This is a genomic window from Lewinella sp. W8, from assembly GCF_004375085.3.
Taxonomy (GTDB): domain Bacteria; phylum Bacteroidota; class Bacteroidia; order Chitinophagales; family Saprospiraceae; genus Neolewinella.
On sequence record NZ_SNAQ03000015.1, the window covers coordinates 170,770 to 183,503 of the forward strand.

Genomic DNA, 12,734 nt, shown 5'->3' on the forward strand with positions numbered 1-12,734 from the left:
CACTACCATATGCCCCTGAAAAAATCGATTTCTGGCTTTCGCGGCACCATCGGCGGAAAGCCCGGCACCAACCTCACCCCGGAAGACATCGTCACCAACGTAGCGGGCTACGCCGCCTGGCTCAAGGAGAGCGGCGCCCCTCCATTGGTGGTCATCGGCCGGGACGGCCGGCCCTCCGGGTCCGTCGTGAGTGCCCTCACCGCCGCGACCCTCCAGAGCATGGGCATTGACGTGATCGACTGCGGATACGCCACCACCCCCACGGTCGAAATGGCCGTGACGCACTTCGGGGCCGGCGGCGGCATCATTCTCTCCGCCAGCCATAACCCGGTGGCCTACAACGCCCTCAAGCTGCTGAATGCCCGCGGGGAATTCATCTCCCACGAAGCCGGCCAGGACCTGATGGCCAAGGTCGCGGCGGGAGACATCACCTACGTGACGGTGGACCAACTCGGGAGCTTGCGGACCGATACCACGGCGCTACAGCATCACCTCGATGCCGTGCTTGGCCACCCCCTGGTGGAGGCAGAGGCCATCAAAGCCGCCAAATTCAGCGTCGTACTCGACGCGGTCAACAGCGTGGGCGCCGTCTCGATCCCGCCCCTGTGTGAAGCCCTTGGGGTAACGTGTGAGATCATGAACGGGGAGCTGTCCGGACAGTTCGCCCACAACCCCGAACCCCTCCCCCAGCACCTGGAGGGCCTGATGGAGGCTATGAAATCGCCCGGCAAGGACCTCGGCATTGCCGTGGACCCCGACGTAGACCGTTTGGCCCTGGTCGGTCCGGGCGGCCGCTGGATCGGGGAAGAATATACCCTGGCCACCGTGGCGGATTACGTACTGCAACGGGAACCCGGTCCGGTGGTCAGCAACCTCAGCAGCAGCCGTTGCGTGGCGGACGTGGCGGCCCGCTACGGCCAGCCCTATTATGCCTCGGCCGTCGGGGAGGTAAACGTGGTCAACAAAATGAAGGCGGTTAGTGCCACCATCGGCGGAGAGGGCAACGGCGGCATCATTGACCCGCGACTCCATTACGGCCGGGACTCCCTGATCGGCCTGGCCCTCGTACTCAGCCACCTGGCCACCTCCGGACAATCCATTAACGCCCTGCGGGACAGCTACCCGCACTACGAGATGGTCAAGGACAAAGTGGACGTCGACGCTGACTTTGACCTCAGCGCCGCCTTCGCCCGCGTCAAAGAACAATTCCCGGACGTTAAGCGCAGCGAAATTGACGGCCTCAAACTGGACTTCCCCGATGGCTGGGTGCACCTCCGCGCTTCCAATACCGAACCAATCGTACGGGTATACTCCGAAGCGCCGACCGCGGAGCGGGCGCGGGAGCTGGCCGCAGGGGTTAAGGGGTTGGTTTATTAGATTTTTGACGGGTTGTGCGGCGGAGTCCTTACCGGTATCAAGTCATAGTGAAAATCACTTTCCACTACCCGAATTCCCCTACCGCGATTCGTCAGACAAACTTTATATTGACTACGTCAGAAATAAAGAATTTGTCGGACGACCGCTAAGAGATAGGGGTAAAGATTTTTGACTTTCCTACCCACTACCTATCTATCCACTACCCGCTACCATTCTACCCACTACCCTACTCCTCCTCCGGATACGCAATCCGCACGTGATGAATACTCTTGAGGATGTTGCGGAAGACGCCCCGACAGGCCTCCAGTTCGCGGAAACTCAACCGGCTTTCTTCCAGCTGTCCGCCCGTAATTTTGCCCCCGATGACGTTATCGATCAGGGTGTAAAGTTCTTCTTCTGAGGGGTTTTTCAGGCTCTTACAGGCGGCCTCCACGCTGTCGGCGAGCATCATGATGGTTTGCTCCTTACTCGTGGGGCGCGGACCGGGATAACGGAAAAGCTCCTCCTGCTCTTCGCGTTCCGGATGGTCCTTGATGTAGTTGCGGTAGAAGTATTCCGTACGGGTGGTACCGTGGTGGGTGCGGATGAAGTCGATGATGACCTCGGGGAGGCCCGCTTTGCGGGCCATTTTGATCCCCTCCGTGACGTGACCGATGATGATACGGGCACTTTCCAGGTCGTCGATCTTTTCGTGGGGGTTGGGTCCGTTTTGGTTCTCGATGAAGTAACCGGGATTGAGCGTTTTCCCCACGTCGTGGTAGAGCGCCGCGGTCTTCACCAGCAGGGAATCGGCGTTGACCTCCCGGGCGGCCTGTTCGGCAAGGTTAGCCACGTTCAGGGAGTGCTGCCAGGTGCCGGGGGCCTGGCGGGCCAGCTTTTCGAGTAGCGGCCGGTTCATATCACTGAGTTCCACCAGGGTAATGGGGGAAATGAGCCCGAAGAGTCGCTCCAGCAGCGGAATAAGTGGGTAGGCCAGCAACACCAGGAAGACGTTGCCCGCGACCCAACCGAGGGTGGGATAGTCCACCGTAAGCCAGTTGCCGCCCCGCAGCAGTTCCAGCCCGATGTAGCCCACGCAGTAGAAGGCGAAGAGCAACAGCAGGCTGCGGAAGTAGCGCCCCCAGTCGCGGGTATCGATGTCCATAATGATGACCACCACCCCGGCCATGATGCTCAGGAAGGTGAAGGGGTAGCCCAGGGTGGTCAGGAAGCTGGCGATGAGCACCACGGCCACGTGGACGAAGAAGGCCAGGCGTTCGGAAAAGAAAATCCGGATCACGATGGGGACGATGCAGAAGGGCACCACGTAACTGCTCAGCCCGGGGCTGAGCTCGACCGTCCGCACAATCAGGGCGTAAAGCACCGGCCAGAGCAGGATGAACACCAGGTTTTTCAGCCGCCCGTAAATCCATGGGAAGAAGGTCCGCAGGTACAGGAAAAGTAACAGAATAACCAGTCCGCTCTGTACGGCAAAGCCCCCGAAGACGCTCCAGAAGGTGGCCTGAGTACTCAGGTTTTTGTTGTACTGCTGCCGGTAGCTGACCAGCTGGCGGTAATCGTCATCGTTTACCACGTCGCCCTGCCGGATGATGACCTCCCCTTCCCGGATCAGGCCGTCGAAGGGACTTACCGCCTGCAGGGCCAGTTCCTGCTCCCGACGGGTAAGGGAGTCGTTGTAGAACAGGTTGTAGTTGAGCTTGTCTTCCAGCAGCTCCAACAGGAACTCCGGGGCCTTCAGGTCGGTGTAGAACAGGCTGTCCTGTAACCAATCCCGGGCGTCTCCCGGGGTGTAGACCTGACCGAGGGTGCGCTGGCGAATCTCGTTGTTGTCGATGATCGTGATGACCGTACCCAGCCCCTCCATTTCCTCGGCATCCCGGGCCTGGATGATGCCGCGGTTATAGATTTTGTCGAGGGTCTCCAGACCGTAGCGACGGTGTTGTTCGGGTTCCCGGAGCAGGTCGGGGTTTTCGCCCCGGGCCCGGGCCGTATCGAGCTCGATCCGGAATTCCTTGAGAAAGGCCTCCCGCGCCCGCCGGGCCACGGCGGGATCAATGCTGTAAACCGGGCTGAAGTCTTCTTCTACTGCCTCGCGATCCAGTACGAGTTGCTGCTCCGTTTTGAGTACGGGAATATCGTAGGGAGCCACCAGGTCGGCGTAGCGCCAGGTCTGTCCGCGATCAAAGTTGAAGGGAAACTTCAGGTTGTCGGGATAGAGAAAACTGATGACGATGACGGCCGTCAGCCCCAGCAGCCAGCGCAACAGTGGCTTGGTAGAACTTGATTTTTCCTTAATGCGGGTTTCCTGATCACTCACGCGGTAAAAATAACGCGCAACAACGGCTTAACGGCGGTTGCGCTGGTTTTCCTCCTTTCGCAACAGGGACCGGCGACCGTATTGGCTGCAGATCGGGCAGTCCAGCATGGTGTGTCCGCGGGCCGGACAGTATTCCCGGCCGAAGAAAATGATCTGCAGGTGCAGCTTATTCCAGCGGTCCTCCGGAAAGAGCCGTTTGAGGTCGCGCTCGGTGGTTTCCACGTTTTTACCCGTGGACAGCGCCCAGCGGTAGGCCAATCGGTGAATGTGGGTATCGACGGGAAAGGCCGGCACGCCAAAGGCCTGGCTCATTACCACCGAGGCGGTCTTGTGGCCCACGCCGGGCAGGGATTCCAGGACGTCCCAGTCGGGAGGGACTTCCCCACCGTAATCCTCCGTCAGAATCCGGCTCAACTCCTTGATGGCCTTACTCTTGCGGGGGGAAAGGCCACAGGGACGGATGATCTCGCGGATGTCCTCTACCGGCACGTGCATCATTTCCTCCGGTTTGTCGGTCAGCGCCCACAGCGAAGGCGTCACCTGGTTGACGCGCACGTCGGTGCACTGGGCGGACAGCAGCACGGCCACCAGCAGGGTATAAGGGTCGTGATGATCCAGGGGAACGGGAACCTCGGGATAAAACTCCTCGAGTTGGTGCATGATGGCCGTAGCCTTCTCTTGTTTGGTCATGGGGCAAAGATAAATCAGTTGTTGGGCGACGCTGCGCAGGTGCCGTGGTTCCGGGATTCGGCGGAGACAAGGCATGCCTTGTCTCTACCGCATGCCTTGTCTCCACATCCAACGGCATGGCACCTGCGCAGCGTCGCCCCAATGCCTAAACACCCAACACCTGCCGCAGTTCCCGGATATCCTGAATGCGGTAGGTTTCCCCCAGATCGTCGCGGTCCGGGGCGCCGGGGCGTTGCAACCAACAGGCATCCAGCCCGTAATTCAGGGCGCCGGCAATGTCGGCGTTGGGATTATCACCGATCACCAACGTGCGGGCCCGGTCGGCCTTGTCCATCAACGAAAAGGCGTGGTCGAAGAAGCCGGCGTGGGGTTTGGCCACCCCGATTTCGTCGGAAATCACCACCACCTCAAAATAGTCCCCCAGGCCCGTGTTGGTCAGTCGGGGGCGCTGGACTTCCTTGAGCCCGTTGGTGATCAGTCCCAGACGGTAACTTCCCCGGAGCTCGTCCAGCAATTCCAGCGCTCCGTCCAGCAGATGGGTGCTTTCGCTCAGGTAGGTACGGTAATCAAAGGAAAGGGCCTCGGCCGGATGATCCAGCCGGTAGTGTTCGAGGAGCCGCTGAAACCGGATGGTGCGCAATTGTTCCTTGGGCAGTAGGCCCCGCTCGTAGTCGCTCCAGGCCCGGTGATTGATGGTCCGGTACTGACCGAGCACCTCGTGGGACCAGTCAATATCCCGCTCCCGCAGGCTGCGTTCCAGGGCCGATGCCTCGGCGGCATCAAAATCGAAGAGGGTGTTGTCGGCGTCGAATAATAGCCAGTCGTACATGGGGGAGTTTTAGTTACTGGGGGCTGGTTGCTGGTTAATAAGTAGAAAGTCAGAAGTACTTACCTCCTGTTTCGCTATGCAGCACCTCACACCCCATTCACGCCTTCGGGCAGGAAGGGACTGGCGTCTCCCCCACCCTTGATGATCTCCCGCACGATGGTGGAGCTGATGTGGGAGTAGGCTGGCTGGCTGATCAGGAAGATGGTTTCCAGTCCTTCCCCAACGATTTCATTGAGCTGAGAGATGGTTTTTTCGTAGTCGAAGTCGCTGGCGTTGCGCAGTCCGCGCAGGAGGTAGCGCGCGCCGATGGACCGGCAGTAATGCGCCGTGAGGCCCTCAAAGCTGCCCACCTCCACGGTGGGCTCATCGGCAAAAACTTCCCGGAGCCATGCTAGCCGTTGCTCGAGGGAGAACAGGTATTTTTTCTGGCTGTTGACGCCCACGGCGACCACAATTTTGTCAAAAAGGGGCACGGCGCGACGGACCAATTCGACGTGGCCAACGGTAATGGGGTCAAACGACCCGGGAAAAACGGCAGTTTTCATGATCGTGAAGGTAATCATCATCGGTTGATCACGGTCCTAAATGCCTACATTTGGCCGTGCTCGTCTCCGTAATCATTCCCGCCAAAAATGCCGCCGCGACCCTCTCCCGCGCCGTCAACTCGATCCTGGCCCAGGATTATCCGGAGCTGGAAGTGCTGCTGGTCAACAACAACTCCACCGACGACACCCCCCAGCTGATCGCACGGCTGGCGGAAGAACATCCCGCACGGATTCGCGCTACGGACTGCACTACGCCCGGAGCCAGCGCCGCGAGGAACCGCGGCCTCCGGCTCGCCCGGGGAACGTGGATTCAGTTTCTGGACGCCGACGACACCCTCGCCCCGGAGAAAATCAGCCGACAGGTAAACGGCATTACTCCAGAGACCCAGTGGGTTATCGGTGGCTACCGCCATCTGCTCCCCGAGGGGAACATTGATAACGTGCCCCACCAGGACCCCTGGAAGGGGCTGGTGCACGAATTCCGGGTGGGGTGTACGATCTCCAACCTGTACCGGAAAACTGCCCTGGAGGCCATCGGTGGCTGGGACGAAACCCTGCCGGACAACACCGACCCAGACCTCCATTTTCGCCTCCTGGCCGCCGGCCTCCCCTACCGGATTGAGCCCACCATCGACAGCTTCTATCACCACGACGCTACGGGGCCGCGGGTCAGTACCCGCGACGCGGCGGGCGGCAACTGGCGGCGGGCGGAATTGTACGGAAAGGTTACTGCTTTCCTACGTCAACATCGTCCGGAATACTGGGTCGAAAATGCGGACTGGTTTCGCGGTGCCCAGCTCGCGGCCCTACGCAAACTGTCCACCCACGACCTAACGGCCGCCGACGAACTGTACCGCAAACAGTTTGAAAACGGCAAATTACTGCCCCGCACCCGCCATCTGAATCCGGGCTACACCCGACTTTATGGTCTTTTGGGATTTCGGAACACCGAGGCCCTGCGTAAGTGGCTGGCCGGATGGTTGCCCACCAAGTGGAAAAAACGGCTGAAGGGCTGAGCACCGGACCGCCCTCATAATTCAATAGCGCTGGTGGAGGGACTTCTTTGGGAGGATCCGGGGCCACCATTCTTCCGTGCCGGTTTTTCCCCCTGAGTCTCCGCGCATTACTTCTTACCTTTGCCGCCTGAAAATCTTGCACCCATGTCCAGTCTCCGCGCCATTGGCCCCATTGATGGCAGATATGCCTCCAAAACCCAGGAACTCAGCGAGTATTACAGTGAGTACGCCCTGATCCGCTACCGGGTCCTCGTGGAGATTCGCTACCTGCAGGCACTGCACACCCTGGGCCTTCCCCAGCTGGTGCACATTCCCGCCGAGAAGATGGACGACCTGAACGCCATCGTACACAACTTCAGCGAAGCGGACGCCGAGACGATCAAAACCACCGAGCGCACGACCAACCACGACGTCAAGGCGGTGGAATACTTCGTGAAGGAAAAATTGCGCGAAGCGGGGATGGAAGACATTCTTGAATTCGTGCACTTTGGGCTCACCAGTCAGGACATCAACAATACGGCCATCCCCCTGACCCTCAAGGACGGCCTGGACGAAGTCATCTGCCCCGCGCTCGAAAGTCTGATCAGCAAAATTGATCGCTACGCCATGGAGTGGATGGAAATTCCGATGCTCGCCAAGACCCACGGGCAGCCCGCCTCGCCCACCCTGCTGGGCAAGGAGTTCAGCGTATGGACGCACCGGCTACGGGAGCAGCTCCGTCAGCTGCAGGAAGTTCCCATTCCCGCTAAGTTCGGTGGGGCCACCGGCAACATGAACGCACATTACGTGAGCTACCCCGATTACGACTGGCACGCCTTTGCAAATCAGTTTGTGGGGGACTGGCTGGGCCTTAAACGCTCCTACCCCACCACCCAAATCGAGCATTACGACAATCTTGGCGCCCTCTTTCACGCCCTGAACCGGATCAGTACCATCCTGATCGACCTTTGTCGGGACGTATGGACCTACATCTCCATAGAGTACTTCCGCCAGCGCACCATTGCCGGGGAGATCGGCAGTTCGGCCATGCCGCACAAGGTCAACCCCATCGACTTTGAAAACGCCGAGGGTAACCTGGGCATCGCCCGGGCGTTGTTCACCCATCTGGCCGACAAACTCCCCATCTCCCGCCTGCAGCGGGACCTGACGGACTCCACGGTACTGCGCAACGTGGGCCTGCCGCTGGCGCACGTACTGCTAGCCGTCAAGGCCATCGACAAGGGGCTCGGCAAGCTGCTGCTCAACCAGGATAAGCTTGCCGAAGACCTGGAGGCCAACTGGATGGTCTGCGCCGAAGCCATTCAGAATATCCTCCGTCGCGAGGGCTATCCCAAGCCCTACGAAGCCCTGAAGGCCCTGACCCGCGGTCGTACCAACATTAACGAAACCGTACTGCACGAATTCATCGATGATCTCGACGTCAGTGACGCCATTAAGGCCGAACTCAAGCAGATCCGGCCCGATAACTACGTGGGTAAATTCTAGACGCTGCCCCCGGGTGAACCACGGCACCCGCACGCCGTTGCCCAGTGGCCAGTCGCACAAGTTCATCCGACTGACTAGGCGGACATGCCCTTGCATTTTCTAAAAAAATCAACGATCCCGACGAGTTACGGTTCTGAAGAACAGCCCCCAACCCAGACAACTCCATCAAACAAATTCTACCATGACTTTTCGCACCCTTGGCAAAACCGGTTTTGACGTTTCTTCCATTTCTCTGGGCACCTGGCAGGTGGGCGGAAAATGGGGAGAGCCCTTCGACGACCGGGTGGCAGATCATATTATCAACGACGCCATTGACGCTGGGGTAAACTTCATCGACACGGCCGACGTGTATTCGGCCGGTGACAGTGAAACGGCCGTAGGGAGGGTCGTCCGCAGCCGTAGTGAACGGGTATTCGTGGCCACCAAATGCGGCCGACAAATCAATCCCCACGTCAACGAAGGCTATACGCCTGCGGCCCTGCGGGGATACGTCGAAGACAGCCTCCGGCGCACCGGGCTGGAAACCCTGGACCTGATTCAGCTGCACTGTCCACCCACCGAGGTATATTACCGCCCCGAAATTTTTGGGCTCTTCGAGCGCCTGAAGGAGGAAGGAAAAATCCGGCACCTGGGCGTGAGCGTCGAGAAAGTTGAAGAAGCCCTCAAGGCCATCGAGTACGATAACGTGACGACGGTACAGATCATCTTCAACATTTTCCGGCAACGCCCCGCGGAACTCTTCTTCCGGGAGGCCCAGCGACGGAACGTGGGCATCATCGTCAGGGTGCCGCTGGCCAGCGGCCTGCTGACCGGCAAATTCTCCGCCCAAAGCACCTTCGGCAAGGAGGACCACCGGCACTTTAACCGCGACGGCGCCGGCTTCGACAAGGGGGAAACCTTCTCGGGCGTCAACTATGCGCTGGGGCTTCGGGCCGTCAGTGAGATTCGGGACCTCTTCCCCGGAGAGGATAACCTGGCCCCGCGCGCCCTGCAGTGGATCCTGCAATTCCCGGAGGTGAGCACCATTATTCCCGGTGCCTCGCGCCCGGAACAACTCACCTCTAACCTTTCAACTTATGCACTGCCCGCACTCACCGAGTCTCAGCGGAGTGGCCTGCAGCGTATCTATGACGAAATGATTAAGCCCGAGGTCCATCACCTCTGGTAATCCACTGCTTCGGGTTGGGCGTACTCCTTTACCTTTGGTGCAACCAAAATGCACCCAAGATGCGCCCCTACATTCTGGCCGAAACCACCTGGGCGGAAGTCCAGGCTACCCATTTTGAGCTAGCCGTCCTCCCCTGGGGGGCCACCGAAGCCCACAATTATCACCTTCCTTACGCCACGGACAACATCCAGGCCGAGGCCGTCACCTACGCGGCGGCCAGGGAAGCCTGGGAGGCGGGGAAGAAGGTCATCGTCCTGCCGACCATTCCCTTTGGCGTAAATACCGGGCAGGCGGACATCAAGCTGGACATCAACCTGAACCCCTCCACCCAACTGGCTATCCTGGACGACATCGTCGCCACGCTGGTGCGGCACGGCATACCGAAGCTGCTGGTCTATAACGGGCACGGTGGGAATGACTTCAAGACCATGCTCCGGGAATTGGGGCTCAAGTATCCCGATATTTTCCTGTGCACCACCAACTTTTTCCGGGCCCTTCCGCGGGAGACCTACTTTGCCGCCCCGGGAGATCACGCCGATGAGTTGGAGACCAGCCTGATGCTACACGTCTGTCCGGAACTGGTACGCCCCCTGGCGGAGGCGGGAGACGGCAAGGAAAGGCTCCCCAAAATCCGGGCCTTCAAGGAGGGCTGGGTGTGGGCAGAAAGGAAGTGGTCCGCCGTTACGGCGGACACCGGTGTGGGCGACCCTGCGGGCGCTACTCCCGAAAAGGGAGAACGCTATTTCCGGGACCTGGTGGCCAAATTCAGCCAATTGTTCCGGGACCTGGCGGACGTCAATCCGGAGAATTTTTACGAAGATGAAAAATAACAATCAACTTCCGGCCAACTCACCGAACCATAGCCTTTGCACCGGGGTAATGGAGAGTATCATTCTTTCACTCAACCCGCTCTCCATGCGTGAATTATTACTCCTGATTGCCGTCCTCCTCTTCGCCACTCCCGCTTTCGCCGTCGCGGTTGGCCCCGTGAACGCTTCCGAAAACACCACTGCTACTCCGCAGGAAATGCGCCAAAAGGTCCGCGATGCGGCCCGGGAATACCGTGCGGAATTGAAGGCCATGTCCAGAGCCGAACGGCGGGCCCTGAAGCGGCACCAGAAAACGCAACTGAAGGAAAAACTGGCCGAGATCAAGGCCCAGCGCCAGCGGGGACAGGCGGCCGAAACCAGTACGGTACTGCTGATTATCCTCGCCGTTTTGCTCCCTCCCGTGGCGGTACTCGTCCACCAGGGAGAAGTCAACGACAAATTCTGGATTTCCCTCCTGCTGACCCTCTTGTTCTGGATTCCGGGGGTCATCTACGCCCTCATCACCATATTTGGCTAAGGGAGTAACGTATACCTCCGACAAGAAATTAACCCAGCAATATCATGTTACGATGGCGGCAGCGGCCCTTTGGGCCGCGCCGCCGTCTCCTAATTTTTCCCTCAGCAGCCGCAACTCCGCGAGCTGCTTTTTTCGTACCGGTCCCCCCAGGATTTCTTCCAGGTGCGTGGCAAGGTTTTCCGGATTGAACGCCTCCTGAATGAGTTCCGGCACCACGGGAGCGTCCATCACCAGATTAACCAGGCTGATGTACTTGATCCGGGTGGCCACCAGTCGTTTGGCGATCTGGTAGTTCAACCAATTCCCCCGGTAACAGACGACCTGGGGAACGCCGAAAAGGGCCGTTTCCAGGGTTGCCGTACCACTGGTCACCATGGCGGCGTGGGCACTCAACAGCAGATCGTAGGTTTGGCCGTGGACAACCTCCAGTCGGGGCGGCCGGGTGGCCGCCGCAGCAATCAACTCCTCATAAAAAGAACGGTCCTGAGCCGGAGCTCCGGCGATCACGTAGCGATATTCGGGGTGGCGAGCCGCGGCGGCCAGCATGATGGACAGCCCTACGGTAATTTCCTGCCGACGAGAACCCGGCAACAGCGCCACGATGGGCTCGTCGGTCGTCGCGAAAGGCCGTTCGGTAGCCGATTCTGCCTCCCGCACTACGTCCAGCAGTGGATGCCCCACAAAATTGGCTTTGACGTCATAGCGGGCGAAGAAGGCCTCCTCAAAGGGCAGGATGACGAGAAGCCGGTCTACGTTGGCTTTGATCTGGTGTACCCGACTGGTGTGCCAGGCCCAGATTTGTGGAGTGATGTAGTAGGTGATGTCGTAGCCCGCCGGGCGCGCCCACCTGGCCACCCGCAGATTGATGCCCGGATAGTCAATGAGTACCAGGCGGTCCGGTTGGAAGGCCGTAATGTCCCGTTTGCAAAACTTCAGGTTACCGAGGATCGTCCCCAGGTTTTTCACTACGTCCACGAAGCCCATGAAAGCCAGATCGCGGTAGTGCTTGACGATGTCAGCACCGGCTTCCGCCATGAGGTCACCTCCCCAGGCACGAAACTCCGCCTCGGGATCCTGCTCCCGGATGGCGCGGATCAGGTTGGCTCCGTGAAGGTCTCCGGAAGCTTCGCCGGCAATCAGGTAGTAGCGCAAGGGAAAGGAGAGATTATGGGAATAAAGGACAGTAGATGGAGGGCCACGGAGGGCAGGTGCAAAGATAATTGAAAAGGAGCAGGCTACGGAATAGGTCTGCTCCGCAGGCCGGTCGTGAAAGCGAAGGATTTAGGATTAAGGCTGAAGGACTGAGGTGAAGGAAAAGACTGAGGCAGAGGAGAAAGGTCCGGAATAGGTCTGCTCCGCAGGCCGGTCGTGAAAGCGAAGGATTTAGGATTGAGGCTAAAGGACTCAGGTGAAGGAAAAGACTGAGGCAGAGGAGAAAGGCCCGGAATAGGTCTGCTCCGCAGGCCGGTCGTGAAAGCGGAGGATTCAGGATTAAGGCTAAAGGACTCAGGTGAAGGAGAAGACTGAGGCAGAGGAGAAAGGCCCGGAATAGGTCTGCTCCGCAGGCCGGTCGTGAAAGCGAAGGATTTAGGATTGAGGCTGAAGGACTGAAGTGAAGGAAAAGACTGAGGCAGAGGAGAAAGGCCCGGAATAGGTCTGCTCCGCAGGCCGGTCGTAAAGCGGAGGGTTCAGGGGCGAGTAGTTAGGGTGGTAGTATTGTAGTAGGTAGTAAGGCTAAGGAAGACAGAAGAAGAAAGTACGCTCATCGGATGCGTCGAAGCGTAGCGGAGCTCATCCGATGTGTCGTACGGTCAAGAAAAGAGCAAGGTTCTGGGGATAGTTCAATAAACTGTGTCTGGTTAAAAGTTATTCCTGAGTGCTTTCCACATTCTCCCGCAAGAAACCCCTTCGGGGATTTATTTCGGCGCGGAGAATGTGGAAAGGACGGTCCCAGGCTCTA

General features: G+C 59.1%; 11 protein-coding genes. 6 read left to right on the forward strand and 5 right to left on the reverse strand.

Features of this window, described 5'->3' with window-relative positions; translation table 11 throughout:
* Positions 1 to 9: 9 nt before the first annotated feature.
* Positions 10 to 1,377, forward strand: coding sequence for a phosphoglucosamine mutase (glmM, locus tag E1J53_RS16850; protein ID WP_134273419.1), 1,368 nt, complete (start codon positions 10 to 12; stop codon positions 1,375 to 1,377).
* A gap of 226 nt (positions 1,378 to 1,603) precedes the next feature.
* Here glmM and E1J53_RS16855 read toward each other — a convergent pair whose 3' ends face one another.
* The 4 genes from E1J53_RS16855 to coaD form a co-directional block, all read right to left on the reverse strand.
* The gene (locus E1J53_RS16855) at positions 1,604 to 3,694 is read right to left on the reverse strand and encodes an HDIG domain-containing metalloprotein (RefSeq protein WP_134273418.1); all 2,091 of its coding nucleotides are present in this window, start codon (positions 3,692 to 3,694) and stop codon (positions 1,604 to 1,606) included.
* A 27-nt stretch (positions 3,695 to 3,721) separates the two neighbouring features.
* The gene (gene nth, locus E1J53_RS16860) at positions 3,722 to 4,384 is read right to left on the reverse strand and encodes an endonuclease III (RefSeq protein ID WP_134273417.1); all 663 of its coding nucleotides are present in this window, start codon (positions 4,382 to 4,384) and stop codon (positions 3,722 to 3,724) included.
* Between the two features lie 145 nt (positions 4,385 to 4,529).
* Positions 4,530 to 5,213 carry a YjjG family noncanonical pyrimidine nucleotidase gene (locus E1J53_RS16865; RefSeq protein ID WP_134273416.1) on the reverse strand — a complete coding sequence of 228 codons (684 nt, stop codon included), beginning with the start codon at positions 5,211 to 5,213 and terminating at the stop codon, positions 4,530 to 4,532.
* Between the two features lie 86 nt (positions 5,214 to 5,299).
* The gene (gene coaD, locus E1J53_RS16870) at positions 5,300 to 5,758 is read right to left on the reverse strand and encodes a pantetheine-phosphate adenylyltransferase (protein WP_154640225.1); all 459 of its coding nucleotides are present in this window, start codon (positions 5,756 to 5,758) and stop codon (positions 5,300 to 5,302) included.
* Positions 5,759 to 5,814: 56 nt separating this feature from the next.
* Between coaD and E1J53_RS16875 the strand changes: the two genes are divergently transcribed.
* The 5 genes from E1J53_RS16875 (at position 5,815) to E1J53_RS24155 (ending at position 10,774) form a co-directional block, all read left to right on the forward strand.
* A complete protein-coding gene (locus E1J53_RS16875; RefSeq protein WP_173021537.1) occupies positions 5,815 to 6,774 on the forward strand; it encodes a glycosyltransferase family A protein in 960 nt (319 codons plus the stop codon).
* Between the two features lie 144 nt (positions 6,775 to 6,918).
* Positions 6,919 to 8,259, forward strand: a complete 1,341-nt coding sequence (gene purB, locus E1J53_RS16880; RefSeq protein WP_134273414.1) for an adenylosuccinate lyase — start codon at positions 6,919 to 6,921, stop codon at positions 8,257 to 8,259.
* Between the two features lie 181 nt (positions 8,260 to 8,440).
* Entirely contained in the window at positions 8,441 to 9,427 is a 987-nt protein-coding gene (locus E1J53_RS16885) for an aldo/keto reductase (protein ID WP_134273413.1), read from the forward strand.
* A 59-nt stretch (positions 9,428 to 9,486) separates the two neighbouring features.
* Entirely contained in the window at positions 9,487 to 10,257 is a 771-nt protein-coding gene (locus E1J53_RS16890) for a creatininase family protein (protein WP_134273412.1), read from the forward strand.
* A gap of 85 nt (positions 10,258 to 10,342) precedes the next feature.
* On the forward strand, positions 10,343 to 10,774 hold the full coding sequence (locus tag E1J53_RS24155; RefSeq protein WP_216650070.1) for a YqaE/Pmp3 family membrane protein: 432 nt from the start codon (positions 10,343 to 10,345) through the stop codon (positions 10,772 to 10,774).
* Between the two features lie 42 nt (positions 10,775 to 10,816).
* Here the strand turns inward: E1J53_RS24155 and lpxB are convergent, their stop codons facing one another.
* Positions 10,817 to 11,926 (reverse strand): lipid-A-disaccharide synthase, encoded by a 1,110-nt coding sequence (gene lpxB, locus E1J53_RS16900; protein WP_134273411.1) that lies wholly within the window; start codon positions 11,924 to 11,926, stop codon positions 10,817 to 10,819.
* Positions 11,927 to 12,734: the final 808 nt, after the last annotated feature.

Excerpts from the sequence above, each read along its gene's own strand:
- glmM (WP_134273419.1), top strand. The coding sequence starts at position 10 with ATGCCCCTGAAAAAATCGATTTCTGGCTTTCGCGGCACCATCGGCGGA.
- nth (WP_134273417.1), bottom strand. The coding sequence starts at position 4,384 with ATGACCAAACAAGAGAAGGCTACGGCCATCATGCACCAACTCGAGGAG.
- E1J53_RS16865 (WP_134273416.1), bottom strand. The coding sequence starts at position 5,213 with ATGTACGACTGGCTATTATTCGACGCCGACAACACCCTCTTCGATTTT.
- coaD (WP_154640225.1), bottom strand. The coding sequence starts at position 5,758 with ATGAAAACTGCCGTTTTTCCCGGGTCGTTTGACCCCATTACCGTTGGC.
- purB (WP_134273414.1), top strand. The coding sequence starts at position 6,919 with ATGTCCAGTCTCCGCGCCATTGGCCCCATTGATGGCAGATATGCCTCC.
- E1J53_RS16885 (WP_134273413.1), top strand. The coding sequence starts at position 8,441 with ATGACTTTTCGCACCCTTGGCAAAACCGGTTTTGACGTTTCTTCCATT.
- E1J53_RS16890 (WP_134273412.1), top strand. The coding sequence starts at position 9,487 with ATGCGCCCCTACATTCTGGCCGAAACCACCTGGGCGGAAGTCCAGGCT.
- E1J53_RS24155 (WP_216650070.1), top strand. The coding sequence starts at position 10,343 with ATGCGTGAATTATTACTCCTGATTGCCGTCCTCCTCTTCGCCACTCCC.